This window comes from Streptomyces sp. TLI_171 (assembly GCF_003610255.1).
Taxonomy (GTDB): domain Bacteria; phylum Actinomycetota; class Actinomycetes; order Streptomycetales; family Streptomycetaceae; genus Kitasatospora.
The window spans coordinates 6,865,930-6,891,826 of sequence record NZ_RAPS01000001.1 but is presented as its reverse complement, the minus strand read 5'-3'; the positions used below and the strand labels follow the sequence as shown (position 1 = coordinate 6,891,826).

The following is a 25,897-nucleotide window of genomic DNA, read 5'->3' as shown; positions in this document are numbered from 1 at the left end:
GTCCTGCCGCATGAGCACCGACGACTGGCTGCGCCGGTACCACCCCGCGCCCTCCGGCGCGCCCCGGCTGGTGTGTTTCGCGCACGCGGGCGGATCGGCGAACTTCTGGTACCCGCTGTCCGCCGCCCTGCGGGACCGGGTGGACGTGACGGCCGTGCAGTACCCGGGCCGTCAGGACCGCTACGCGGAGCCGCCGCTGACCGATCTGCACGAGCTGGCCGACCGGATCGCCGGGGCGCTGTTGCCCGGCTGGCCGGGTGCGGAGCCGCCCGCGCTGCTCGGCCACAGCATGGGCGCGCTGCTGGCGTACGAGACCGGCCTGCGGCTGGCCGCCGCCACCGGGCGGGGGCCGCGGCTGCTGGTGGCGTCCGGGCGGCGGGCCCCGTCCGCGGTGCGGACGGAGCGCGGGCTGCACGACGCGTCCGACGAGGACCTGCTCGCCGAGCTCTCCGACCTGGGCGGCACCGTGCCCGCGGTGCTGGCCGACCCGGAGCTGCGCGAGCTGTTCCTGCCGCCGCTGCGCGCCGACTACCGGGCGGTGGAGACCTACCGGCACCGGCCGGGCGTCCGGCTGGACTGTCCGGTGACGGTGCTGACCGGCGCCGCGGACCACAAGGTCACCGCCGCCGAGGCCGCCGCCTGGTCGGAGCACACCGCGGGGCCGGTGGAGGTGCGCACCTGGCCCGGCGGGCACTTCTTCCTGACGGACCACCAGGAGGCGCTCACCGCCCTGCTCGCCGACCGTCTGACGGCCGGCGTCGCGTAACCACCCCCGGCCCGGGAACCGCCGCCCTGCGCGCGGCGGTCGCCCGGCGGGCCGGACACCTCCCGGACAGCGCCGTCCGGCGGGCACGGAACACCCAGCGACAGCACCGGCGGCGGGGCCCGCGGCGGCCCCGCCCCGACCTGACCCACCGGGAGCAGAAGTGATCTCCGTCGAACGCCACCGGCACCACGGCCACCCCGCCCACTGCCCTTCGGGCTGCCGGGCCGACCCCGCCACCGCCCTCGTCCGGACCCGGCCGGCCCGTCGGGAGCAGCCGTGACGCCCGTCGAACGCGATCAGCACCTGGACCGGTTCGCCCGCCTGCTGGACGCCTGCCGCGGCGGCGCCGGCGCCGTCCTGGCCGTCACCGGACCCGCCGCGTGCGGGAAGACCGAGCTGCTGCGCGCGCTGACCGCGCAGGCCGAGCGCGGCGGCGCGCTGGTGCTGGCCGCGACCGGTCGCTGCTCGGAGCGCTCGGTGCGCTTCGGCGTGCTCCAGCAGCTGCTGCGCGGGCCCGGCCTGCCGCCGGGGGTGCGGGCCGCGGCGGCGGCGCTGCTGGCCGGCCCGGAGCGGGACGACGCCTGCGAGGCCGATCCGCTGGCGGCCGGGCGGGTGCCGTCCCGGGTGCACCAGGAGCTGTGGCAGCTGCTGGCCGACCGGGCCGCCGGGGCACCGCTGGTGCTCGCCGTAGACGACCTGCGGCACGCCGACCCGGCGTCCCAGCAGGCCCTGGTCCAGCTGGCCGCCCGCACCCCGGACGCGCCGGTGCTGCTGGTCGTCACCGAGCCCGACCCGCCGGCCGACCCGGGCGCGGACCGCGACTGGTGGGCGGCGCTGCTGCGGCTGCCGCACCTGGCCCGGCTGCGGGTGGACCGGCTCTCCCCCGCCGGCACCGCCCGGCTGCTGACCCGGCTGCTGCCGGGCCGGAACCTCGACCCGGACCGCTGGCACCGGCTGGCCGGCGGCAATCCGCTGCTGCTGCGCGCGCTCGCCGAGGACGCCGGACCCGACGACCCGTCACCCCGCCCCGGCCCGGCGTTCGCGCTCGCCGTGCGGGCCTGCCTGCACCGGGCCGGTCCGGCCGCCGCCGAACCGGCCCGGGCGCTCGCCGTGCTGGCCGCCTCCGGCTCCGCAGCACTGCTGCCGCAGTTCCTGGGGCGGTCCGCGCCCGGCGCGCTGGCCGCCCTCGCCGCCGCCGGGCTGGTCGAGGACGGCCGCCTGCGCGACCCGGCGCTGGCCCGGGCCGTCCTGGACGGCCTCGGCGACACCGAGCGCGCCGACCGCGAACTGCGCGCCGCGCGTCTCGTGTACGAGTCCGGCGCGAACGCCGAGGCGGTGGCCGGGCATCTGCTGGCCGCCCGCGACGGCTCCCCGGACTGGGCCGGGCCGGTGCTGCGGGAGGCCGCCGGGGCGGCGCTGCGCCGCGACGACCCGGCGTTCGCGGAGGCCTGCCTGGCGCTGGCCGCCGCCGCCGACCCGCACGACGCCGAGGTGGTGCTGGCCCGGGCCGTGGTGCGGTTCCGCGGCGACCCGCGCTCGGCGTACCGGCACGTCCGCCCGCTGGCGCAGCGCCCGGAGACCTTGACGGCCCGTCAACGCACCGGTGTGCTGCGGACGCTGGCCTGGCACGGCACCGAGGACGAGCTCTCCCGCCTGGCGGCCTGGCCGGAGCCCGCCGGGGTGGCCGAGCGGGCCGAACTGACCCGCGCGCTGGAGCAGTTGCGGGCGCTCTCGCCGCACCTGGTCCCCGCCGACCGGCCCGCCCCGCCGCCCGGGCTGCCGGTCGGCGAGCCGCAGCAGCGCTCGGCCCTGGCGCTGCCCCGGGTGCTGCGCGAGGGCGCCCGCCCCGAGGACCTGCGCACCGCGGAACTGGTGCTGCGCACCACGCCGTTGACCGACAGCACCTTCGGCTCGCTGATCTCCGCGCTGTACGTGCTGCTGTACGCGGACCGGGCGGCGACCGCCGAACCCTGGTGCGCGGCGCTGCTGCGGGAGGCCGGGACACGCCGGATTCCGGTCTGGCAGGCCCTGCTGACGGCCACCCTGGCGGAGCTCCGGCTGCGCACCGGCGATCCGCGCGCGGCGGAGCGGCACGCGGTGCGGGCGCTGGAGCTGCTGCCCGCGGACGGCTGGGGCGTGTGGGTGGGTGCGCCGCTGTCCGCGCTGCTGCTGTCCGCCGCCGAGTTGGGCGTCCGTCCGGACGCGGAGCGCCGGCTGCCGGCCCTGCCGGAACGGCTGACCCGCTCCCGGTACGGGGCGCAGTTCCTGTACGCGCGCGGGCGGCACCGGCTGGCGGCGGGCGCGCCGGACGCCGCCCTGGAGGACTTCGAGCACTGCGGGCGGCTGCTCGCGGAGTGGGGTTTCGACGTGCCGTCCTTCCTGCCGTGGCGGGGTGACGCGGCCCGGGCGCTGCTGGCGCTCGGCCGGCCGGGCCGGGCCCGGGAGTTGGCGGCGGCGCAGCTGGCCCACCCGGCGGCGGGCGCGCCCCGGACGGCGGGCCTGTCGCTGCGGGCGCTGGCCGCGTGCGAGCCGGACCCGGGCGACCGGGTCGAGCTGCTGACCGCCGCCGTGGAACGCCTGGATGGCGTCGACGGCGTCGAACTCGCCTGGTCGCTGGCTGAGTTGGGGCAGACCCAGCTGGCGGCCGACCGTCCGCAGGCGGCCCGGGACTCGCTGCGGCTGGCTCGCGAGCTGGCCGAGCCGGCCGGGCTGCGGCCGCTGCTGGAGCTGCTGCGGACGGTCGCGGCGGACACCGACGAGTTCGGGCTGAGCGCCTCCGAGCGGCGGGTGGCCGCGCTGGCCGCGGCCGGGCACTCCAACCGGGAGATCGCCGAGCAGCTGTTCATCACCGTCAGCACGGTCGAGCAGCACCTCACCCACACCTACCGCAAACTCCGCGTCAAGGGCCGGGCCGAGCTGGCCCGTTCGCTGTCCCAGCCCGGCGAGCGGCACGCCGGGCGGCGGACCGCCGCCCGGCCGGCGGGCGGTCAGGGCGCGCCGAGACCGAGCCGCTCGCGCAAGGTGCCCTCGGCGTAGGCGGTGCGGTGCACGCCGCGCCGCTGCAGCTCGGGGGCCAGCCCGGTGGCGAGGGCGGGCAGGTCGTGGGCGGTGGTGGCGGGCCGCAGCCGGTAGCCGGTGAGCCCGGCGGCCTGCCACTCCTGCAGCAGGTCGGCGAGTTCGGCGGGCGTCCCGGCGAAGATCCGCGCGTCGGAGGTGTGTTCGGCGCCCAGGGTCTCGTCGAGGAGCTCGCGCCGGTCGGCGGCCGCGCCGGGCTTCTCGTCCAGGTGGACCAGCAGGTCGGCGAAGACGTGCACGGTCCGCCCGGCACGGCCGGCGGCGGCCTGCTCGGCGCGGATCTCGGCGACGGCGGTGCGCACGTCCTCGGTGCTGTGCGGGGTGATCGCGACCACGTCGGTGGCGCGGGCCCCGTACCGCCACGGGACCCGGATGTGGGCGAGGGTGAACACCACGGGGTGGCCCTGCGGCGGGCGGGGCGCGGCGGACGGGTCGGGGTCGAGCCGCCAGTCCCCCGGCGCCCCGTCCTCGGTGGCGAACCGGCCCGGGGCGACCGCGTACAGGTCCTCGTCGCGCGCCGCGCCGTCCCACAGCGCGCGGAGCACGGCGACCAGGTCGGCGGCCCGGTCGAAGCTGCGGGCCAGCTGCTCCTGCACCTCCGGCAGGAACAGCGTCTCCAGCGGGATCGGCTTGACCGGGCTGAGCTGGGTCCGGACCCCGGCCCGGCCGCCGCTCAGGTGGTCGAGGCTGGCTATCGCCTTGGCGATCGGCGCGGGCTGTGCGGTGTTCAGCACCACGGTGGGGACGATGCCCAGGTGCCGGGTGCGGGCGGCCAGCGCGCCCGCCAGGGTGAGCGCGTCCAGTCGGCGCACGGTGTGGCCGAGCCGCCGGTCGAGGTCCTCTCCCGGTCCCGGGACCCGGGACAGCGGGTCCTCGACGGTGACGAAGTCCAGCAGCGCGGCCTCCGCGAGCGCGGCCTGCCCGGCCCAGTGGTCGAGGGTGAACTGCGGTGTCCCGTCCGGCTGGTGGCGGGCGGCGGGGTGCCAGCCCGCGCCGTCGAGCGCGGCGGACAGGTGCAGCTGCGGTGTGCTCACGTGCGGTGCCTTTCGGGGTTGCGATGAGGATCGATCAGTTCTGCTTGGCGGGGCGGATGATGACGAACAGGGCGATCAGCACGGCCAGTCCGCTGAACGCGGCCGCGGCCGTCACGGCGGTGGCCAGCCCGTGCGCGAGCTCGGCCCGGCCGGGCTGCGCGGCGCCGTGCAGGGTGCGGCCGTAGACGGTGACCAGGACGGCGACGCCCAGCGACAGGCCGATCTGCTGGACGGCCTGCAACAGACCGGACGCGGCGCCGGTCTCCTTCGGCGCGAGGCCCGCCAGGATGGTCGTGTTCAGCGGCACGAATCCCAGCCCGAGGCCCGCGCCGAGCAGCAGCAGCGGCCCGAACAGGCCGCCCCAGTACCCGCTGTCGGGCCCGGTCGCGGCCAGCCAGAGGCTGTCCGCCAGCAGCAGCGCGGAACCGGTGACGATCAGCGGCTTCGCCCCGAACCTCGGGATCAGCTTCGGCGCGTTGCGGGCGGCGGCGAACTGGGCCAGCGCCAGCGGCAGGAACGCCAGGCCCGCGGTCAGCGGGTGCAGGCCCAGGCCGTCCTGGACGTACAGCGAGAGCAGGAAGTAGGTGCCGCCCATCGCCGCGAACAGCAGCAGGAACACCGCGTAGGCGCCCGAGCGGTTGCGGCGGGCGAACAGCGACAGCGGGATCAGCGGCCGGGCCACCTTGGCCTGGCTCAGCACGAACCCGGCGAGCAGCAGCGCCCCGAGCGCCAGCGCGGTGACGGTCGCGGCCGAGCCCCAGCCCGCCGAGGAGGCGTGGATCAGCCCGTACACCAGCGCGGTGGTCCCGGCCGTGGAGGTCAGCGCGCCGAGCACGTCCGGCCGGCCCGGGTGCCGCTCGGTCTCCGGCAGGTGACGGTACGCCAGCAGCACGGCGGCCAGCCCGATCGGCACGTTGACGAAGAACACCAGCCGCCAGGACAGCGTGGTCAGCAGGCCGCCCAGGATCAGGCCCAGCGTGATGCCGAGCCCCGCGACGGTGGAGAACACGCCCAGCGCCCGGTTGCGTTCCGGACCCTCCGCGAAGGTCACCGCGATCAGCGACAGCGCGGCCGGCGCGGCGAACGCGAACCCGACGCCCTGCAGGGCGCGGGCCGCGATCAGCACCCCCGCGTTCGGGGCCAGGCCGCCCAGCAGCGAGGCCGCCACCACCGTCAGCAGGCCCCAGGCCAGCATCCGGCGGCGGCCCAGCACGTCGCTGGTCCGGCCGCCGAGCAGCAGCAGCCCGCCGAAGGCCAGCGAGTACGCGCTGAACACCCAGGCCAGCCCGCCCGGCGAGAAGTCCAGTCCGGACTGGATGCGCGGCAGCGCGATGTTCACGATGTTGCCGTCGACCGCCACCATCAACTGGCAGGTCACGATGACCGCCAGGGCGAGCGCACCGGCCCGGCCCGGCGGTCGGCCGGCGGGTTCTTTCGCGGGCGCCGGCGGTTCGACCACGGACGGCTGCTGGTCATGAGTCGTCATGACGGGCTCCTGGAGCGCAGGACGAGGGAAAGCGCCGAGAGACCGGGACGCGGTCGACGCTTGTAGACTTCTTCATGCTAGGGACGCTCGCCGAATTGGTCAACGAGCGTTGAACTTCCGAGCCCCCGCGGAGGAGAGCCGTGACCACACCCGAGCAGGCCGGGGCCGCCGCACCCGGCGGCCGCCGCACCCGCAGCCGGCAGGCCATCCTCGCCGCCGCCCGGGCGCTGTTCTCCGACCTCGGCTACGAGCAGACCACGGTCCGCGCGGTCGCCCACCGGGCCGGCGTCGACCCGGCCCTGGTGATGAAGTACTTCGGCTCCAAGGAAGGGCTGTTCGACGCCGTCTCGGAGATCGGCCTCTCCTTCGGCGGCGCCCTCTCCGGCCCACCCGAACAGCTCGGCGAACGCCTGCTCGCCCACGTCCTCGCCGACATCGACGGCCGGCCCGACCGCAGCATGCCCGTCCTCCGCTCCATGCTGACGCACCCCCAGGCCGCCGAAGCCGTCCGCTGCGCCGTCGCCGACCCCGGCAACAGCCCCGTCGCCGACGCCCTCACCGGCGAGGACGTCGAACTCCGCGGCGCCCTCGCCGGCACCGTCGTGCTCGGCCTCCTGGTCTCCCGCTACCTGCTGCGCGTGCCCGAGATCGACGCCGCCCCCGCCGACCGGCTCGTCGACCTGCTCGGCCCCTGCCTGCGCCCCCTCCTGGCCGCCGACCCCGCCGAACCCGCCGCCCCCCTCCAGGCCCTCGCCGCCGCCGAGACCGACCGCCTCGCCGCCACCGACCGGGTCGACCGCCTGGCCCGCGAAGCCCTCGCCGCCGGCGCCTCCTTCAGCGAGGTCGGCCAACTCCTGGGCATCACCCGCCAAGCCGCCCGCAAGCGCTGGCCCCGCGAGGAGTCGCACCCCGCCCCATCGACAACCTGAGTTGTCAGCCGTGTCGAGTGACAACCAAAGTTGTCGCATCGGAGGATCTCGCCCCCGACAACCACGGTTGCCACCCGCCCGGTGCTGCCGTGGGGCCGTCAGGTGCCCGCGAGGGCCTCGACGACGGGGGCGAAGGCTTCCTGGTGGATGTCCATCACCGTGAAGTACGAGAAGCCCAGGGTGTCCCGCAGTTCCTTCACCTGGTCGATGATCTCCTGGACGCTGCCGATGAGCAGCAGCGGCGTCTGCTCCAGCTCGTGCTGCGGCACCGGCAGCTGGGTCGCCGCCACGTGCCGGATCGCAGCCTCCCGGTCGTCGGTGACGATCACCGCCTGGAGCAGCAGGTTCTTCTCGACCTGCGCGGCGCGCTCGCCGACGACCCGGTCGAAGTAGGCGACCCGCTCGGCGAGTTCGGTGCGCGGGATGAGTCGCAGGCCGCCGAACGCGGTGGGGTCGTACCGCATGCCGATGAAGCCCGCGATGTCGCCGTGCTGGGCGGCGAGCCGCAGGACGCGGTTGCCGTTGCCGGCGATCAGCAGCGGCACCGGGTCCTGGACGGCGGCGGGGACGTGCTCGGGGTCGCTCAGCAGCCGGCGCAGCTCGCGGACGGTGCGTTCCAGGGCGTCGACCCGGTCCTTCGGGCTGCCGGGGTCGAGGCCGAGGGCCTCGAACTCGGCGTGCACGTAGCCGGTGCCGAGGCCGACCTCGATCCGGCCGCCGGTGAGCCGGTCGACGGTGGCGATGTCGCGGGCGAGCAGCGGCGGGTGGTAGAAGCCGGAGTTGAGGACCAGGGTGCCGACCCGGAGACGGGTGGCGGCGGCGGTGGCGACGAGCGGCGGGAACGGGGCGGTCCGGCCGAGGTGGTCGGGCACCAGCAGGACGTCGTAGCCCTGGGACTCGACGTCCTTGGAGAGCTTCTGCCACTGCTCGGCGTCGTCGGGGACGGCGAGCTTGCCGAGGCCGAAGCGGAAGGGACGGGTCATCGGGTCTCTCCTTGCAGGTCGGTGGTGCGGGTGGTCAGCCAGTCGTGGACGGCGTCCGCTGTGCTGCCGGAGTGGTCCTCCAGCACCGTGAAGTGGTCGCCGGGGATGTCGAGCCGTCGGTGCGGGAGCCGCCAGAACGCCCGCCAGTCGGCGTCGGCGGGGGTGTCCGGCAGCGCGGTCTCGGCGCGCAGCAGCAGGGTGGGCGCGGCGATCGGGGTGGGCTGCCAGGGGCCGAGGGTGCGGAGGTAGGCGCCCATCGCGGTGAGGCCGGTGTCGGTGAAGGTGAGGTCCTGGTCGCCGATCCGGTCGAGCATGCCGCCGACCATGGCGGGCATCCACCACTCCATGCCGGGCAGCGCGCCGGTGTCCATCGGGAAGCTGTCGACCAGGATCAGGCCGATCGGCCGGGTGCCGCGCCGTTCGAGTTCGGCGGTGACCGCGTGCGCGACGCAGCCGCCGAGCGAGCGGCCGAGGACCGCGAACGGCTCCTCTCCGTAGAGTCGTTGGACGGTGTCGGCCTGCAGCGCGATGAACGCGTCCGCGGTGTCCGGCAGCGCGCTGCCCGGCCGGTAGCCGGGGGCGGGTACGGCGTGCGCGGTACGCCGGCCGTCGAGTGCGCGCCCGAACCTGGCGTACTCGTGCGGCCCGGACAGTGCCGTGAGGGCCGGGAAGCAGACCACCGCGGGACCGGGGCCCTGGGCGAGCGCGAGCGGGGGCACGGCGTGCGGCGTCCGCTCCTCGGCGCCGAAGCCGGTGCGCAGTTCGGACGCCGCCAGCAGCACCTGGGTGGCGGCGGGGATCCGCCCGGCCCGGCAGAGCCGCAGGTACACCTCCGCCAGCGGTTCCGCCGGGCCGGTGGAGTCGGCCGCCCGGTGCCGGAGCAGTTCGCCGTGCAGGTGCGCGGTGAGCGTGGCGGCGTCCGGGTGATGGATCGTCAGCGCGCCGGACAGCCGCAGGCCGGTGGCGGCGGAGAGGCGTTCGGCGAGTTCGGTGGAGGTGAGCGAGTCGAAGCCCAGCTCCACGAACGCCGCCTCCTCGGACAGGTCCTGGGGGTCGGCGTGGCCGAGCACGGCGGCCGCCTCGGCGCGCACCAGCGCGGCCAGGGCGTCCAGCAGTCCGGGCCCGGTGAGGCCGTCGAGCCGCTCGGCAGGCACCGGCTCGGCTGCGGCCGCGGCTGCGGCCCGTGGAGCCGCGACCGCGGGCCCGGCGTCCAGCCAGTACCGGCGGCGGTCGAACGGGTAGCCCGGCAGCTCGGTCCGGCGGTCGGCCGGTCCCCCGAGGGGACCGGTCCAGTCGACGGACGACCCGGCCGCGTGCAGCCGGCCGACCGCGTCGAGCAGGGCCTCCGGCTCGGGTCGGCCGCGCCGGAGGGCGGCGGCGAGGACGGTGCGGCGGCGGGACGGTTCCTCGTCGGCCAGGATGTTCCTGGTGAGGGCGGTGAGTACGCCGTCCGGTCCCAGTTCGAGGAAGCGGGTGGCGCCCTCGGCCCGCAGGGTGCGGACGGCGTCCAGGAAGCGGACGGGGCGACGGGCGTGCGCGGCCCAGTGCTCGGGGTCGGCGAGTTCGCCCGCGCTCGCCAGCCGGCCGGTCAGGTCGGAGACCACGGCGACGGTCGGCGGGTGCGTGGTCAACCCCTTCGCGGTGGATCGGAGTTCGTCCAGGATCGGATCCATCAGGTGCGAGTGGAAGGCGTGGCTGACCCGCAGCCCGGTCGCCCGCCGGCCGCGGGACCGGAACGCCTCGGCGACCTGATCGACGGCGCCCGCGGTGCCGGACACCACCACCGAGCGCGGCCCGTTGACGGCAGCCAGGTCCACCGCGCCGGCGTGCAGAGCCAGTTCGGCGAGCACCTCGGCCTCGTCGGCCTCCAGCGCGGCCATCGTCCCACCGGCGGGCAGGCCCTCCATCAGGGTGGCGCGGGCCGCCACCAGCGCGGCGGCGTCGGACAGTTCGAGCAGTCCGGCGGCGTGCGCGGCGGCCAGTGCGCCGATCGAGTGCCCGGCGACCAGGTCGGGCCGCACCCCCCAGGATTCCAGCAGCCGCAGCAGCGCCGTCTGCAGCACGAACAGGGCCGGCTGCGTGTGGCCGGTGCGATCGAGCTGTTCGGCGTCGGCGGTGCGCAGCACCGCCTCCGCCACGGAGTACGGCAGGTGGGGCTCGAAGGCGGCGGCGGCCTGGTCGAACGCCGCCGCGAACGCGGGGTAGTCCCGGTACAGCTCGGCTCCCATGCGCGGGCGTTGTGCTCCCTGCCCGGTGAACAGGAAGGCCGTTCGGCCACCCGTCCCGGCCTTGGGCGCCACCTCGCCCGCCCCGCCGGCGAACTCCGCCAGCCGATCGGCCGCCTGCTCCGGGCGTGCCGCCAGCACGGCGCGCAGCGGATGGCGCGGCAGCGCCGCCACCGCCTGCGCCAGCTCGGCGGCGGTCGGCGCGTCGGGCCGACGAAGCAGCCCGGCCAGCTGGCCGGCGCGGGCCCGCAACGCCCCCTCGGTCCGCGCGCTCAGCACCCACGGCAGCGGCGCTTCCGCGGCCGCGGGCGGGCTCGCCTGCTCGCCCGCCCCGCCCTCCGCCTCCTGTGCCGGCCACTGTTCGAGGATCACGTGCGCGTTGGTGCCGCTCACGCCGAACGCCGAGACCCCGGCCCGCCGCGGCCGGCCGGTGGCGGGCCAGTCCTGGCGCTCCGTCAGCAGGGCGACGCCGCTGCCCTCCCAGGCGACGTGCGGGGTGGGCGTGTCCACGTGCAGGGTGCGGGGCAGCACGCCGTGGCGCAGCGCCTGGACGGTCTTGATCACGCCGGCCACGCCGGCGGCGGCCGCGGTGTGCCCCAGGTTGGACTTCAACGAGCCCAGCAGCAGCGGGTGTTCGGCCGGCCGGCCGGCCCCGTAGACGGCCTGCAGGGCCTGGGCCTCGATGGGGTCGCCGAGCGTGGTGCCGGTGCCGTGGCCTTCGACGGCGTCGACCTCGCTCGGGGCGAGTCCGGCGTCGGCCAGGGCCTGCCGGACCACCCGCTGCTGGGCGGGCCCGGACGGGGCGGTGAGGCCGTTGGACGCACCGTCCTGGTTGACGGCGCTGCCGCGGACCACGGCGAGGATCCGGTGGCCGAGCCGCCGGGCGTCGGAGAGCCGTTCCAGGACCAGGACGCCCGCGCCCTCGGCCCAGCCGGTGCCGTCGGCGGCGGCCGCGTAGGAGCGGCAGCGGCCGTCCGGGGAGAGGCCGCGCTGGCGGGAGAACTCGATGAATCCGGTGGGCGAGGACATCACGGTGGCGCCGCCGGCCAGCGCCAGGTCGCTCTCGCCGGCCCGCAGCGCGCGGACGGCGAGGTGCAGGGCGACCAGCGAGGAGGAGCAGGCCGTGTCGACGGTGACGGCGGGCCCTTCGAAGCCGAAGGTGTACGCGATCCGGCCGGAGGCGACGCTCGACAGGTTGCCGAGGCCGAGGTGGCCCTCCAGTTCGGGGCGGGCCGCGCCGGGGCGGGTGTGGTAGTCCTGCGCGGTGAGGCCCGCGTAGACGGCGGTTCGGGAGCCGCGCAGCTGCTCGGGGTCGAGCCCGGCGTGTTCGATCGCGTGCCAGGAGGTCTCCAGCAGCAGGCGCTGCTGCGGATCGGTGGCGAGCGCCTCGCGCGGTGAGAGTCCGAAGAACGCGGCGTCGAACTCGGCTGCGTCGTAGAGGAATCCGCCGCGGACGGCGTAGCTGGTGCCGGGGACGGCCGGGTCGGGGTCGTACAGCGTGCCGGTGTCCCAGCCTCGGTCGGTCGGCCAGTCGCCGGTGGCGTCGCGTTCGTCGATCACCAGCTGCCAGAGCTGCTCCGGCGAGTCGGCGCCGCCGGGGAGCCGGCAGGCCATGCCGATCACGGCGATCGGCTCGGTGCGTTCGAACTCGGCCTGCTCCAGCTGCTGTTGGGTTTCTCGCAGGTCGGTCAGGGCGCGGCGCAGGTACTGCCGCAGCTGGTCCTCATCGGCCACCGTCGCGGCTCCTTCCGGTGCGGGCGCCGGCGGGGCGGGCGCGGTCGAGTTCGGCGAACAGCTCCTCGTCGCTGGCAAGTTCGAGGTCGGATGCGTCGGCGGGCGGGGCTGTTGCGGGGTCGAGGCGGGCGGCGAGCGCGGCCAGCCGGGCGGCGAGGTCCCGCCGGTCGTCGGCGGTGCCGGGCAGCGACTGCTCCAGGCGGTCGAGCAGCGCGGGCAGTTCGAGGCCGGGTGGGGTGTCGCCCTGGTCCAGCTGGTCGGCCAGCCGGGCGGCGACCGCGGCGGGCGTGGGGTGGTCGAAGACCAGCGTGGCGGGCAGCCGCAGGCCGGTCGCGGTGGCCAGCCGGTTGCGCAGGTCCACGGCCGTCAGCGACTCGAACCCCAGCTCCCGGAACGCCTGTTCGGCCGCCACCTCGTCCTCGTCGGGGTGGCCGAGCGCCGCGGCGGCCTGTCGGCGCACCAGGTCGAGCAGTTCGGCGTCCCGTTCGGCGGCGGGCAGCGAGGCCAGCCGGGCGGCGAACGCCCCGGCCTCCGCCCCCGCCTCCTCCGCGACGTCGACGGCGAGCGCGGCGGTGAGCGGCCCGAGGTCGGCGTCCAGCCAGTAGCGGCGGCGCTGGAACGGGTAGGTGGGCAGGGCGGCGGGCACCGCGCGGGCGCCGTCCAGCAGCCGGCCGAACTCGACGGGCACGCCCTGGGTGTGCGCGCCGCCGAGGGCCAGCAGGAACCGGTCGAGCCCGCCGTGGTCGCGGCGCAGGGTCTCGGCGGCCGCCCCGCCGGTGGTTCCGGCCTCCAGGGTGTCCTGGATCGCGCCGGTGAGCACCGGGTGCGGGCTGACCTCGATGAACAAGGTCCGGGCGGAGTCGGCGAGTTGTTCGACCACCGGGGCGAACCGGACGGTCTCGCGCAGGTTGCGGTACCAGTGGGCGGCGTCCAGCTCGGCGCCGTCGATCGGGGCCGCGGTGACGGTGGACCAGATCGGCAGCCGGCCCGCGCGGGGGCGGACCGGGGCCAGCGCGGCCAGCAGTTCGTCCCGCACCTGGTCGATCACCGGGGAGTGCCCGGCGAGCGTGGCGTTGCGCAGCCGCTTGGCCCGGACGCCGTCGGCGGCGCAGGCGGCGAGCAGTTCGTCGAGGGCGTCCTCCTGGCCGGCCACCACCACCTGGCCGGGGCCGTTCACGGTGGCGACGGACAGCCGTCCCGGCCAGGCCGCGAGCCGCTGTTCCGCCTCGGCGGCGGGCAGCGAGACGGACGCCATCGAGCCCTGGCCGACCAGGCGGGCCAGGATCCGGCTGCGGGCCGCGACGATCAGCGCCGCGTCGGCGAGGGTGAGCGCCCCGGCGACAGTGGCGGCGGCGACCTCGCCCTGGCTGTGCCCGACCACCGCGTCCGGCCGCACCCCGTACGACTCCCACAGCGCGGCGAGGCCCACCAGCACGGCCCACAGCGCGGGTTGGGCGACCTCGACGCGCTCCAGCCCGGGCGCGCCCTCGCGCTCGCGCAGCACGTCCAGCAGGTCGAAGTCCAGGTGCGGGGCGAGGGCCTGCGCGCACTCCGCCACCCGCTCGGCGAACACCGGTGCGCCGTCGAGCAGTTCGCGGGCCATCCCGGCCCACTGCGAGCCGTGCCCGGGGAACACGAACACCACCTCCGGCGCCCCGTCCGCCCGGCCTCGCACCACCTCCTCGGCCGGCTCACCCGCCGCCAGCGCCCGCAGCCCCGCGGCGGCGCGCGCCGCGTCGGGGGCCACCACCACCGCCCGGTGCTCGAACCCCGCCCGCCCGGCGAACAGCGTGTGCGCCAGATCGGCCGGCGCCTCCCGCGCCACCGCAAGCCGGTCGGCCAACCGCCCGACCAGCTCGGCCAACGCACCCCCGGTCCGAGCACTCACCACCCACGGCAACCCCGCCGCACCCCCGGGCCCGGCCCCCGAGCCCGCAGCCGCGGAGCCTGCGCCCGGCGCCCCGTCACCGGCCGGAGGCCGGGGTTCGACGGGAGGCTGTTCGATGATCACGTGGGCGTTGGTGCCGCTGACGCCGAAGGCGGAGACGGCGGCGCGCCGGGGGCGGCCGGTCTCGGGCCAGGGACGGGCTTCGGTCAGCAGGCGGACGCCGCCGGACTCCCAGTCCACCTCGGGGGCGGGCCGGTCGACGTGCAGGGTGGCGGGCAGGATGCCGTGCCGCAGGGCGCCGATCATCTTGATCAGGCCCGCGGCGCCGGCGGCGGCCTGGGTGTGGCCGAGGTTGGACTTGAGCGAGCCGAGCCACAGCGGCCGGTCCGCGGGCCGGTCCTGGCCGTAGGTGGCGAGCAGGGCCTGGGCCTCGATGGGGTCGCCGAGCTGGGTGCCGGTGCCGTGCGCTTCGACGGCGTCGACCTCGGACGGGGCGAGGCGCGCGGAGGCCAGGGCCTGCCGGATGACGCGCTGCTGCGCCGGGCCGGAGGGGGCGGTGAGGCCGTTGGACGCACCGTCCTGGTTGACGGCGCTGCCGCGGACCACGGCGAGCACGGGGTGGCCGTGGCGGCGGGCGTCGGAGAGGCGTTCCAGCAGCAGCAGTCCGACGCCTTCGGCCCAGCTGGTCCCGTCGGCGGCGGCGGCGAACGCCTTGACCCGGCCGTCCGGGGCGAACGCCCGGTGGCGGGAGGTGGCGACCATGCCCGCCGGGGAGGCCATCACGGCGACGCCGCCCGCCAGGGCGAGGTCGGTCTCGCCGGCCCGCAGGGCCTGTGCGGCGAGGTGCAGGGCGACCAGCGAGGAGGAGCAGGCGGTGTCGACGGTGACGGCGGGCCCTTCGAAGCCGAAGGCGTAGGAGATCCGGCCGGAGGCGACGCTGGCGGCGCTGCCGTTGTGCAGGTAGCCCTCCAACTCCTCGGGCAGGGCCCGGAGTCGGCCCGCGTAGTCGTTGTACATGACGCCGAGGTGGACGGCGGTGCGGCTGCCGCGGAGGGTGTGCGGGTCGATGCCGGCGCGTTCGAAGGTCTCCCAGGCGGTCTCCAGCAGCAGCCGCTGCTGCGGGTCGGTGGCGAGGGCTTCGCGCGGGGAGATGCCGAAGAACGCGGCATCGAACTCGGCGGCGTCGTGCAGGAATCCGCCGTACTGGGTGTAGGTGCGGCCGGGCCGGTCGGGGTCGGGGTCGTAGAGGGCCTCGTTGTCCCAGCCCCGGTCGGTCGGCCAGGGGGTGATGGCGTCGCGGCCTTCGGCGACCAACTCCCAGAGCTGTTCCGGGGTCTGCACCTCGCCGGGGAACCGGCAGCCGGCCGCGACGATCACCACGGGGTCGTCCTGGTCGACGGCCGGTCCGGCGACGGCCGCTGCCGGGGCGGCCGTTCGGCTCCCGGGCAGCAGGCTGTCCAGGTGCGCGGTCAGGGCGTGCGCGGTGGGGTGGTCGAAGACCAGGGTGGCGGGCAGTCGCAGCCCGGTGGCGGCGGCCAGGCGGTTGCGCAGCTCGACGGCGGTGAGCGAGTCGAAGCCGAGTTCCTTGAAGGCGCGTTCGGCGTCCACGCCGTCGCCGCCGGTGCGGCCGAGCACGGCGGCGGCCTCGGTGCGCACCAGCCGCAGCAGGGTCTGGCGGCGGCGGGCGGCGTCCAGGGTGCGCAGGCGTGCGGCGAGGTCCGCTGCGCCGCCGCCGCTGCCCGCGCGTCGCCGGGCGGTGGCGGCGGGGCGGGGCAGGACGTCCGCCAACACGGCCGGAACGGCGGCGGGTTCGGCGGGCGGGCGGAGCGCGAGCGGGACCCGGAGGGGCGGTCCGGCGGTGAGGGCGGCGCTCAGCAGGGCGCGTCCTTCGTCGGCGGCGAGCGGGCGGACGCCCTGCCGGGCGAGCCGGGCCAGGTCGGTCGCGGCGAGGTGGCCGGTGAGCGTGCTGGCGTCGGCCCACAGGCCCCAGGCGAGCGAGGTGGCGGGCAGGCCGCGGGCGTGCCGGTGGGCGGCGAGAGCGTCCAGGAAGGCGTTGGCGGCGGCGTACCCGGACTGGCCCTGGGTGCCGAGCACCCCGGCCGCGGAGGAGTACAGCAGGAAGGCGGCGAGCGGGCGGTCGGCGGTCAGCTCGTGAAGGTGCCAGGCGGCGTCGAGCTTGGGTCGCAGCACGGTGTCGAGCCGCTCCGGGTCCTGCGCGGTCAGCACGCCGTCGTCGAGCGCCCCGGCGGCGTGCACCACGGCGGTGAGCGGGTGCGCGGTGGGGACGGCGGCGAGGACGGCGGCGAGCGCGTCCCGGTCGGCGGCGTCCACGGCGACGGCGCGGGCCTCGGCGCCCAGGGCGGCGAGGTCGGCGAGCAGTTCGGCCGCGCCGGGCGTGTCGGGGCCCTGGCGGCCGAGCAGCAGCAGGTGCCGGGCGCCGTGCGCGGTGACCAGGTGGCGGGCGGTCAGGGCGCCGAGCAGCCCGAGTCCGCCGGTGATCAGCACGGTGCCCTCGGGGTCGAGCTCGACCGCCGCCGCGGGGTCGGCCACGGCCAGCCGGGGCACGTACGCGCGGCCGTCGCGGAGCGCGAGCTGCGGTTCCCCGGCGGCGAGCGCGGCCGCGAGGGCGCCGCCCAGGAGGTGCCGGCTGGTGTCGCTGTCGTCGAGGTCGACCAGCAGCAGGCGGTCGGGGTGTTCGGCCTGGGCGGTGCGCAGCAGGCCCAGGGCGGGGGCGGTGCTCAGGTCGGGGTGCTCGTCGTCGAGGGTCGCGGCGTGCCGGGTGGCGACCGCGAGTCGCACGCCCGCCAACTCGGGTTCGCCGAGCCACTGCTGAATGGTCGTCAACAGCTGTGCCAGCACGGCGCGGACCGCGTCGGGCGGGGCCCCTGCCCCGGCGGGGACGGGCAGCCAGGCCAGTGCGGGCGCGGGGGTTCCGGCACGCAGGGCGGTGGCGAGTGCGGCCGGGTCGGCGTACCGGGTGGCACCGAGGCCGAACGGGTCGTCCGGGCCCAGCACCGCCCAGCCCTGCTCGTCCAACGCCTCGTCCGAGCGTGCGAGTTCGCTCCATCGGGCCGTGTACAGCGGGGTGGCGGTGGCCAGTTGGGCGGCGGTGACGGGTCGGGAGGCGAGGGCGCCGACAGTGAGGACGAGGGCGCCCTCGGGGTCGACGGCGTCCAGGGCGAGGGTGCCGTCGGGTGCGGTGCGCAGCCTTACCCGCAGGGTGTGGGCGCCGGTGGCGTGCAGGCGGACGGCGCTCCAGGCGAAGGGCAGCGGCACGGTGCCGTCGGCGGGCGGCGGGACCGCGAGGTCGGCGAGGTGGAAGGCGGCGTCGAGCAGCGCGGGGTGCAGCCCGTAGCGGGCGGCGTCGGCGTGGTCGGCGGCCGGGAGTTCGAGGTGGGCGTAGTGGTCCTCGCCGTGCCGCCAGGCGGCGCGCAGGCCCTGGAAGTGCGGGCCGTAGGCGCGGCCGGTGGCGGCGAGGCGGGCGTACAGCTCCTCGACGGGGACGGCTTCGGCGCCGTCCGGGGGCCAGTCGGCGGCCTCGGCGGCGGGCGGTTCGGGGTCGGCGGCGAGCAGGCCGTGCGCGTGGCGCTGCCACGGGCCGGGGTCGGCGTGCTGCGGGCGGGCGTGCACCTCGACGGGGCGGCGGCCGGCGGCGTCGGCCTGGCCGACGGTGACCTGCAGCTCGACCGCCTGCTGACGGGGCAGCAGCAGCGGCGTCTCCAGGACGAGTTCCTCCAGCAGCGGCAGCCCGGACTCGTCGCCGGCCCGGACGGCGAGCTCGACCAGGGCGGTGCCGGGAACGACGGTGTGGCCGTGCACGGTGTGGTCGGCCAGCCAGGGGTGGGTCCGCTCGGCGAGCCGCCCGGTGAGCGTGGCGCCGCCGGCGGCGCCGGTGAGGACCGCGCCGAGCACCGGGTGGCCGGCGGGGCGCAGGCCGAGGCCGAGCGGGTCGCCGGCGGCGTCGACGGGCCGGTCGATCCAGTGCCGGGTGCGCTGGAAGGCGTAGGTGGGCAGGTCGACGTGCCGGGCGGGGCGCGGGCCGAGCACGGCGGCGGGGTCGACGGCCGCGCCGGCGGTGGCGGCCGTGGCGAGCGAGATGAGGAAGCGGTCGAGGCCGCCTTCCTCGCGGCGCAGCGAGCCGGTGGCGGTGACCGGGTGTCCGGCGTCCTCGGCGGTGGCCTGGACGGCGGCGGTGAGCACGGGGTGCGGCGAGGCCTCGACGAAGATCCGGTGCCCGGTGTCGAGGAGCCGCCGGGTGGCGTCCTCGAACCGGACGGTCTGCCGCAGGTTGGTGTACCAGTAGGGGCCGTCGAGCTGCCGGGTGTCGAGCCAGTCCCCGGTGACGGCGGACAGCAGCGGCAGGTGCCCGGCGCGCGGGGTGATCGGGGCGAGCGCGGCGGCGAGTTCGTCGCGCAGCAGTTCGACCTGCGGGGAGTGCGAGGCGTAGTCGACGGGGACGCGGCGGATCCGCAGGTCCTGCTGCTCGCCGTGGGCGATCAGCTCGTCCAGGGCGGCGGCCTCGCCGGCCACCACCACCGCCTCGGGGCTGTTGACCACGGCGACCGACAGCCGCCCGGCCCAGCGGGTGATCAACTGCTCGGCCTGCTCGCGGGGCAGCGGCACGGAGGCCATGCCGCCGGTGCCGGCCAGCGCGGTGATGGCGCGACTGCGCAGGGCGACCACCCGGGCGGCGTCGTCCAGGTCGAGCGCGCCGGCCACGGTGGCGGCGGCGATCTCGCCCTGGCTGTGGCCGACCACCGCGTCGGGCCGCAGGCCGTACGACTCCCACAGGGCGGCGAGCGAGACCATGACGGCCCACAGCGCGGGCTGCACGACGTCCACCCGGTCGTAGCCGGGGGCGCCGTCGCGGCCGCGCAGCACGTCCTCCAGCGACCAGTCGACGTACCCGGCGAGGGCCTTGCCGCAGGCCGCGATCCGGTCGGCGAACACGGGTGCGGTGTCGAGCAGTTCGGTGGCCATGCCGAGCCACTGCGCTCCCTGGCCGGGGAACACCAGCACGGTCTTCGGGTCGGCGGCGGCGCGGCCGCGGACCACGGCCGGCGAGGGCTCCCCGGCGGCGAGCGCGTCCAGGGCGGCGAGCAGCGCCGGCCGGTCGCGGCCGACCACGGCGGCGCGTTCCTCGAAGGCGGTGCGTTCGGCGTGCAGGGCGTGGCCGATCGCGGCGAGCGCGCGCGGGCCGGTCTCCTCAGCGGCGCGCAGGTGGGCGGCGAGCCGGGCGGCCTGGCCGCGCAGCGCGCCCTCGGTGCGGCCGGAGAGCTGCCAGACCACGGGGGCCGGCGGCCCGTCGGGTGCGTCCTCGGGGAGCTCGGCGGGGGCCTCCTCCAGGATGATGTGGGTGTTGGTTCCGCTGACGCCGAACGCGGACACGCCGGCCCGGCGCGGGGTGTCGGTGCGCGGCCAGGGGCGTTCCTCGGTGAGCAGGCGCACCGCGCCCGCGGTCCAGTCGACGTGCGGGGTGGGCGTGTCCACGTGCAGGGTGCGGGGCAGCACGCCGTGGCGCAGCGCCTGGACGGTCTTGATGACGCCGGCCACGCCGGCGGCGGCCTGGGTGTGGCCGAGGTTGGACTTGACGGAGCCGAGCCACAGCGGCCGGTCCGCGGGCCGGTCCTGCCCGTAGGAGGCGAGCAGCGCCTGCGCCTCGATCGGGTCGCCGAGCCGGGTGCCGGTGCCGTGCGCCTCGACGGCGTCCACGTCCTGGGGGGCGAGTCCGGCGTCGGCGAGGGCCTGTCGGACCACGCGCTGCTGGGCGGGCCCGGACGGGGCGGTGAGGCCGTTCGACGCGCCGTCCTGGTTGACGGCACTGCCGCGGACCACGGCGAGGATCCGGTGGCCGAGCCGCCGGGCGTCGGAGAGCCGTTCGACGACCAGCAGCGCCGCGCCCTCGGACCAGCCGGTGCCGTCGGCGGCGGCGGCGAACGCCTTGCAGCGGCCGTCCGGGGACAGGCCGTGCTGGCGGGAGAACTCGACGAACAGCTGAGGGGTCGTCATCACGGTGACGCCGCCGGCCAGGGCGAGGTCGGCCTCGCCGGAGCGCAGCGCCCGGACGGCGAGGTGCAGGGCGACGGAGGAGGCGGAGCAGGCGGTGTCGACGGTGACGGCGGGGCCCTCCAGCCCGAGCGTGTAGGAGATCCGGCCGGAGGCGACGCTGGCGGCGTTGCCGACGGCGAGGTAGCCCTCCAGTTCCTCGGGGGCGGTGCCGGCCGGCGGGACGTAGTCGTTGCCGTTGGTGCCGACGTACACCCCGGTGCGGGTGCCGCGCAGCTCGCCCGGCCGGATGCCGGCCCGTTCCAGGGCCTCCCAGGCGGTCTCCAGCAGCAGCCGGTGCTGCGGGTCGGAGGCCAGCGCCTCACGCGGGGAGATGCCGAAGAAGTCGGCGTCGAAGCCGCCCGGGTCGGTGAGGAACGCGCCGCGCCGGGTGGACGAGGTGCGCGGCCGGTCGGGGTCGGCGTCGAACAGCGCGGACAGGTCCCAACCGCGGTCGGTGGGGAACTCCCCCACCGCGTCGCGGCCTTCGGCGACCAGCCGCCACAGGTCCTCGGGCGAGTCGACGCCGCCGGGGAAGTGGCAGGCCATGCCGACGATCGCCACGGGTTCGGCGGCGCGCTCCCTGGTGTCGTTCAACTCGCGTCGGGTCTGCTGCAGTTCGGCGGTGACCCGTTCCAGGAGGTACCGCATCCGGCCGTCGTTCAAGGTTCCACCCTTCGTGCGGGTCGGCAGGTTCGTGGTGCGTGGTGCGCTCGGCTCGCGGGGCGTCAGGAGATGCCGAACTCGCGGCCGATGAAGGCGATCAGCTCCTCGTCGCCGGCGGCGGCGAGTGCGGTGTCCGGGCCGGTCGCGGGCGTGCCGGTGAGCGCGGCCAGCCGTTCCAGCAGCCGGGGGCGGGCCGGGTCGTCGGCCGGGAGTTCGGCGAACAGCGCCTCCAGCTCGCCGAGCCGGGCCAGCGCCCGGGCCCCGGCATCCCGCTCGCCCGACGGCTCGCCCCCGGCCGGTGTGCCGCCCGCCTCGGGGAGCCGCAGCAGGTCGAGCAGCCGGTCGGTGAGGGCCTGTGCGGTCGGGTGGTCGAACACCAGGGTGGTGGGCAGCCGCAGGCCGCTGAGCCGGCCCAGGCGGTTGCGCAGTTCCACGGTGGCGATCGAGTCGAAGCCCTGGTCGCGCAGTCCGCGCTGCGGGTCGACGGCGTCGCCGCCCGCCCGGCCGAGCACGGCGGCGGCCTCCGCCCGGACGGCGCGCAGCAGGGTGCGGCGGCGCTCGGCCGGTTCCTGGCCGGCGAGTTCGTCCCGCAGCCCGCCGCCCCGTTCCGGGGTGGCCTCGGTCTCGGCGGTCGGCAGCAGTTCCGCGAGCAGCGGGTGCGGGCGGACGGCGGCGAGCGCGGGCCAGTCCGCGTCGGCGACCAGCAGGTGGCCGGCGCCCTCGGCGAGCGCGGCGTCCAACGCGGCGAGCGCGGTGTCCGGGTCGATCGGGCGGTGGCCGTGCCGGGCGGCCTGCCGGGCGGCCGCCGGGTCGGCGATGCCCTCGCCGTCCCACAGGCCCCAGGAGATCGAGGTGGCGGGCAGTCCGGCCGCCCGCCGCTGTTCGGCGAGCGCGTCCAGGACGGCGTTGCCCGGCGCGTAGTTGGCCTGCCCGGGCAGCGCGGCCACCGAGGCGGCGGAGGAGTACAGGACGAACGCGTCCAGCGGCAGTGCGCGGGTCAGCTCGTCCAGGTGGCGGGCGGCCAGCGTCTTCGGGCCGAGGGCCCGTTCCAGTTGATCGTCCGTCAGCTCGGTGAGCGTGGCGTCGTCCAGCACGGCCGCGGTGTGCACCACCGCCGTCAGCGGCAGGCTGTCGGGCAGTTCGGCGAGCAGCCGGGCCAGCGCGTCCCGGTCGGTGACGTCCACGGCGGCGAGGGTGACCTTGCGGGCGCCCGCGGCGGTCAGCTCGGCGGCGAACTCCGTCGCCCCGGGGGCGTTCTCGCCGCGGCGGCTGACCAGCAGCAGGTGTTCGGCGCCGCGCCGGGCCAGCGCGCGGGCGGTGTGCCCGGCGAGCGCGCCCGTCCCACCGGTGATCAGCACGGTGCCGCGCGGCTCGGCCGGCGGCGCCGAGCCGTCCGGCTGCGTCCCGGTGGGCGCGGCCACCAGTCGGCGGGCGTACAGGCCTTCGCGGCGGACCGCGAGTTCGGCTTCCGGGCCGCCGGCCAGCAGGGCGGCGACGGCGAGGGCGGCGGGCCGCCCGCCGGGGTCGGCGGGCAGATCGAGCACCCCGCCCCAGCGGGGGCTCTCGGTGGCGGCGGCCGCCCCGAGACCCCACACCGCCGCGGACTGCGGGTGGGTCGGCGGATCGGCGGGGCCGGTGCCGACCGCGCCGCTGGTGGCCGCCCACACCGGCGCGTCCAGTCCGACCGCCTCGGCGGCCTGCAGCAGGTGCAGGGTGTCGGCGAGCGCGGCGGGCACCGCCGGACGGTCCGCCACCGCTCCGCCGGACAGCGAGAGCAGCGACAGCACCCCGGCCACCGGCGCCGACGCCTCGCCGCCCGCCGCGCCGAGCCCGCCGAGCACCGCGGCCGTCCCTAGCACGGCCGCCGTCGAGCTCTCCACCGGCCACCCGCCACCGACGGCCCTGCGCAGCAGGCCCTCCAGGGCGGTCCGGTCCGTTCCGGCCGGTACCTCCAGCACGCTCACCTCCCGGCCGGCCCGCTGCAGTGCCTGTTCCAGCACGCCGCGCCAGAGGTCCGTCCGCTGCTCCGCGGCGGCGGGCGCCAGCAGCAGCCACCGCCCGTCGCCGGGCGCGGGCCCGGGTTCCGCCAGCGGACGCCAGACGACCCGGTGACGCAGCAGGTCCACCGCCCGGTGCCGTTCCCGACCGGCCCGCCAGCCGGCCAGCGCGGGCAGCAGCTCGCCGAGCGCGCTGCGCGCCGACTCCGCTTCCAGGCGCAGCAGTTCGGCCAGTCGCGCCGGGTCCTGCTGCGAGACGGCGGCCCAGAACCCGCCCTCGTCGCCCGTCCCGGCGGTCTCCTCCGGGGGCGCCTCCGACCAGTACCTGGTGTGCTGGAAGGCGTACGTGGGCAGGCCCTCGGCGCGGCCGGGGACGCCGCCGAGCACGGCCGTCCAGTCCACCGCCGCGCCCCGGGTGTGGACGGTGGCGAGCGCCGCCAGCAGGGTCTCCGCCTCGGGCCGGCCGCGCCGGAGCGCGGAGGCGGCGGCCGTTTCGGGTCCGTCGGGGTCCGTGCCGTCGGCGTCCTCGGCCAGCGCGGCCCGGGTGAGGGCGGTGAGCACCGCGTCGGGGCCGAGTTCCAGGTGGGCGGTGACGCCGTCGGCCGCCAGGCCGCGCACCGCGTCCAGGTACCGGACCTCGCGCCAGACGTGGCCGACCCAGTGCTCCGGCGTCAACGGCCGGACGGCGTCGTAGAGTTCGCCGTCGACGGCGGAGCGGATCGGGATCCGCGGCGGGTGGTGCGGCAGCGCCGCGGCGATCCGGCCGAACTCGGCGGTGATCGGGTCCATCAGCGGCGAGTGGAAGGCGTGGCTGGTCCGCAGCCGGGCGACCCGGTGGCCGAGTGCCCGGAACCGCTCCTCGACGGCCGAGACCGCCGCGCTCTCGCCCGAGACCACGGTGGCGGCCGGCCCGTTGACGGCGGCGATCGCCACCAGGCCTTCCACGGCGTCCAGTTCGGCCCGAACCAGGTCTTCCCCGGCCTCGACGGCCAGCATCGCCCCGCCCTCGGGCAGCGCGTCCATCAGCCGGCCGCGGGCCGCGACCAGGGTGGCGGCGTCCGCCAGGCTCAGGACGCCCGCGAGGTGCGCGGCGGTCAGCTCGCCGATCGAGTGCCCGGCCAGCCGGTCGGGCCGCACTCCCCAGGACTCGACCAGCCGGTACAGCGCGACCCCGAGGGCGAACAGTGCGGGCTGGGTCCAGCGGGTGCGGTCCAGCAGGGCGGCCTCGGCGCTGCCCTCGGCCGCGAACAGCACGTCCAGCAGCGGGCGTTCGAGCAGTCCGTCGAAGGCGGCCGCCACCTCGTCCAGCGCCGCGGCGAACACCGGGAACGTCGTGTACAACTCTCGTCCTGCGCCTGCCCGTTGGCTGCCCTGGCCGGTGAACAGGAGCGCCGTGCCCCCGGTCGCGGAGGCCGCGCCGACCACCGCACCGGCGGTCCGCTCCCCCGCTGCCACCGCGGCCAGGCCGTTCCGCAGTGCCTCGGCGTCACCGCCGAGCACCACCGCGCGGTGCTCGAACGCCGTCCGGGTGGAGGCCAACCCCCGGGCGAGTGCGGTCGCTTCGACGCCGTCCAGGGCCTTGAGGACGCGGGAAGCCTGGTCCCGGAGCGCGTCCGGCGTCCGCCCCGACACCAGGAGCGGCACCACGGGGAGGGCCGGTTCCTCGGCCGGGGCGTCCGCTTCGGCCGGGGCCTGTTCCAGGATCAGGTGCGCGTTGGTGCCGCTGATCCCGAACGAGGACACGCCCGCCCGACGCGGACGGCCGGTCTCCGGCCAGGGCCGGCGCTCCGTCAGCAGCGACACGCCGGCGTCCCAGTCCACCAGCGGCGAGGGCTCGTCCACGTGCAGCGACTCGGGCAGCACGCCGTGCCGGAGCGCCGCCACCGTCTTGATCACCGCGCCGACGCCGGCGGCCGCCTGCATGTGGCCCAGGTTCGACTTCAACGAGCCGACCCAGAGCGGCTCGCCGTCGCCGCGACCCCGCCCGTAGACGTCCACCAGCGCGCCGGCCTCCACCGGGTCGCCCAGCACCGTCCCCGTCCCGTGCGCCTCCACCGCGTCCACCTCACCGGGCGTCAGCCCCGAGCGGCGCAGCGCCTCGGCCAGCACCCGTCGTTGGGCCTGCCCGTTGGGCGCGGTCAGCTGGCTGCTCCGGCCGTCCTGGTTCACGGCGCTGCCCCGGATCACCGCGAGCACCGGGTGCCCGTTGCGGCGGGCGTCCGAGAGCCGCTCCAGCACCAGCACGCCCGCACCCTCGGCCCAGCCCGTGCCGTCCGCCCCGGCGGCGAACGAACGGCAGCGCCCGTCGGGCGAGTTGGCGCCCTGTCGGCTGAAGTCGACGAAGGTCGCCGGGGTGGACATCACGGTGACGCCGCCCGCCAGCGCGAGGGTGGCCTCGCCGCTGCGCAGCGCCTGGGCGGCCAGGTGGATCGCCACCAGCGAGGAGGAGCACGCCGTGTCCACCGTCACCGCCGGGCCCTCCAGTCCCAGGGTGTAGGCGATCCGCCCGGACACCACGCTGCCCGCGCTGCCGACCACCAGGTAGCCCTCCAGCTCCTCCGGTGCCCGCCGGAACCGGCTGCCGTAGTCGTGGTACATCACGCCCGCCCAGACGCCGGTCCGGGTGCCGCGCAGGTCGGCGGGACGGATGCCCGCCCGCTCCAGCGACTCCCAGGCGACCTCCAGCAGCAGCCGCTGCTGCGGGTCCATCGCGGCCGCCTCGCGCGGCGAGATCCCGAAGAACTCGGCGTCGAACTCGGCCGCGTCGTAGAGGAATCCGCCACCGGAGGTGTACGAGCGGCCGATCCGCTCCCGGTCCGGGTGGTACAGGTCGGCGGGCCAGCCCCGATCGGCGGGGAACGGTCCCACCGCGTCCCCGCCGCTCTCCACCAGCTCCCACAGCGCCTCCGGCGAGTCCACCCCGCCCGGGAACCGCCCGGCCGCCGCCACGATCGCCACCGGCTCGGCGTCCCGCGCCTCCAACTCGGCCGTCCTGGCCCGGCTGTCGCGCAGCTCGGCGGTGACCCGCTTGAGGTAGCCGCGCAGCTTCTCCTCGGTGGTGCTCATCGC

7 protein-coding genes and 2 pseudogenes are annotated in these 25,897 nt (G+C 77.3%); 3 read left to right on the top strand and 6 right to left on the bottom strand.

Going from position 1 to position 25,897, the window contains the following annotated elements; genetic code table 11:
• Nucleotides 1-10: 10 nt before the first annotated feature.
• Nucleotides 11-766: a thioesterase II family protein gene (locus BX266_RS30570; RefSeq protein WP_099905077.1), complete on the top strand. Its 756-nt coding sequence runs from the start codon at nt 11-13 to the stop codon at nt 764-766.
• A gap of 276 nt (nt 767-1,042) precedes the next feature.
• The gene (locus BX266_RS30565; RefSeq protein WP_099905076.1) at nt 1,043-3,802 is read left to right on the top strand and encodes a LuxR family transcriptional regulator; all 2,760 of its coding nucleotides are present in this window, start codon (nt 1,043-1,045) and stop codon (nt 3,800-3,802) included.
• Here the strand turns inward: BX266_RS30565 and BX266_RS30560 are convergent.
• Both BX266_RS30560 and BX266_RS30555 read right to left on the bottom strand, forming a co-directional pair.
• Nucleotides 3,754-4,875 (bottom strand): LLM class flavin-dependent oxidoreductase, encoded by a 1,122-nt coding sequence (locus tag BX266_RS30560; RefSeq protein ID WP_259464931.1) that lies wholly within the window; start codon nt 4,873-4,875, stop codon nt 3,754-3,756. The genes BX266_RS30565 and BX266_RS30560 overlap by 49 nt on opposite strands.
• Before the next feature lie 34 nt (nt 4,876-4,909).
• Nucleotides 4,910-6,361 carry an MFS transporter gene (locus tag BX266_RS30555; RefSeq protein ID WP_099905074.1) on the bottom strand — a complete coding sequence of 484 codons (1,452 nt, stop codon included), beginning with the start codon at nt 6,359-6,361 and terminating at the stop codon, nt 4,910-4,912.
• A gap of 140 nt (nt 6,362-6,501) precedes the next feature.
• Here BX266_RS30555 and BX266_RS39000 point away from each other — a divergent pair, with 140 nt between their 5' ends.
• Nucleotides 6,502-7,290 (top strand): TetR/AcrR family transcriptional regulator, encoded by a 789-nt coding sequence (locus BX266_RS39000; RefSeq protein WP_099905072.1) that lies wholly within the window; start codon nt 6,502-6,504, stop codon nt 7,288-7,290.
• 98 nt (nt 7,291-7,388) lie between these two features.
• Here the strand turns inward: BX266_RS39000 and BX266_RS30545 are convergent, their stop codons facing one another.
• The 4 genes and pseudogenes from BX266_RS30545 to BX266_RS30530 all read right to left on the bottom strand — a co-directional run bounded on the left by BX266_RS30545 (nt 7,389) and on the right by BX266_RS30530 (nt 25,873).
• Nucleotides 7,389-8,273 (bottom strand): TIGR03621 family F420-dependent LLM class oxidoreductase, encoded by an 885-nt coding sequence (locus BX266_RS30545; protein WP_099905071.1) that lies wholly within the window; start codon nt 8,271-8,273, stop codon nt 7,389-7,391.
• Nucleotides 8,270-12,232: pseudogene (locus BX266_RS30540) on the bottom strand (type I polyketide synthase); the annotation flags it as partial. The pseudogene BX266_RS30540 and the gene BX266_RS30545, both read right to left, overlap by 4 nt.
• Nucleotides 12,233-12,491: 259 nt before the next feature.
• Nucleotides 12,492-20,741, bottom strand: a pseudogene (locus BX266_RS30535) (SDR family NAD(P)-dependent oxidoreductase); the annotation flags it as partial.
• Between the two features lie 152 nt (nt 20,742-20,893).
• Nucleotides 20,894-25,873 carry a type I polyketide synthase gene (locus tag BX266_RS30530; RefSeq protein WP_399171316.1) on the bottom strand — a complete coding sequence of 1,660 codons (4,980 nt, stop codon included), beginning with the start codon at nt 25,871-25,873 and terminating at the stop codon, nt 20,894-20,896.
• Between the last annotated feature and the right edge of the window lie 24 nt (nt 25,874-25,897).

What these genes read in the sequence shown, in the direction of transcription:
- BX266_RS30570 (WP_099905077.1), top strand. Translation starts at nt 11, where the DNA reads ATGAGCACCGACGACTGGCTGCGCCGGTACCACCCCGCGCCCTCCGGC.
- BX266_RS30555 (WP_099905074.1), bottom strand. Translation starts at nt 6,361, where the DNA reads ATGACGACTCATGACCAGCAGCCGTCCGTGGTCGAACCGCCGGCGCCC.
- BX266_RS30545 (WP_099905071.1), bottom strand. Translation starts at nt 8,273, where the DNA reads ATGACCCGTCCCTTCCGCTTCGGCCTCGGCAAGCTCGCCGTCCCCGAC.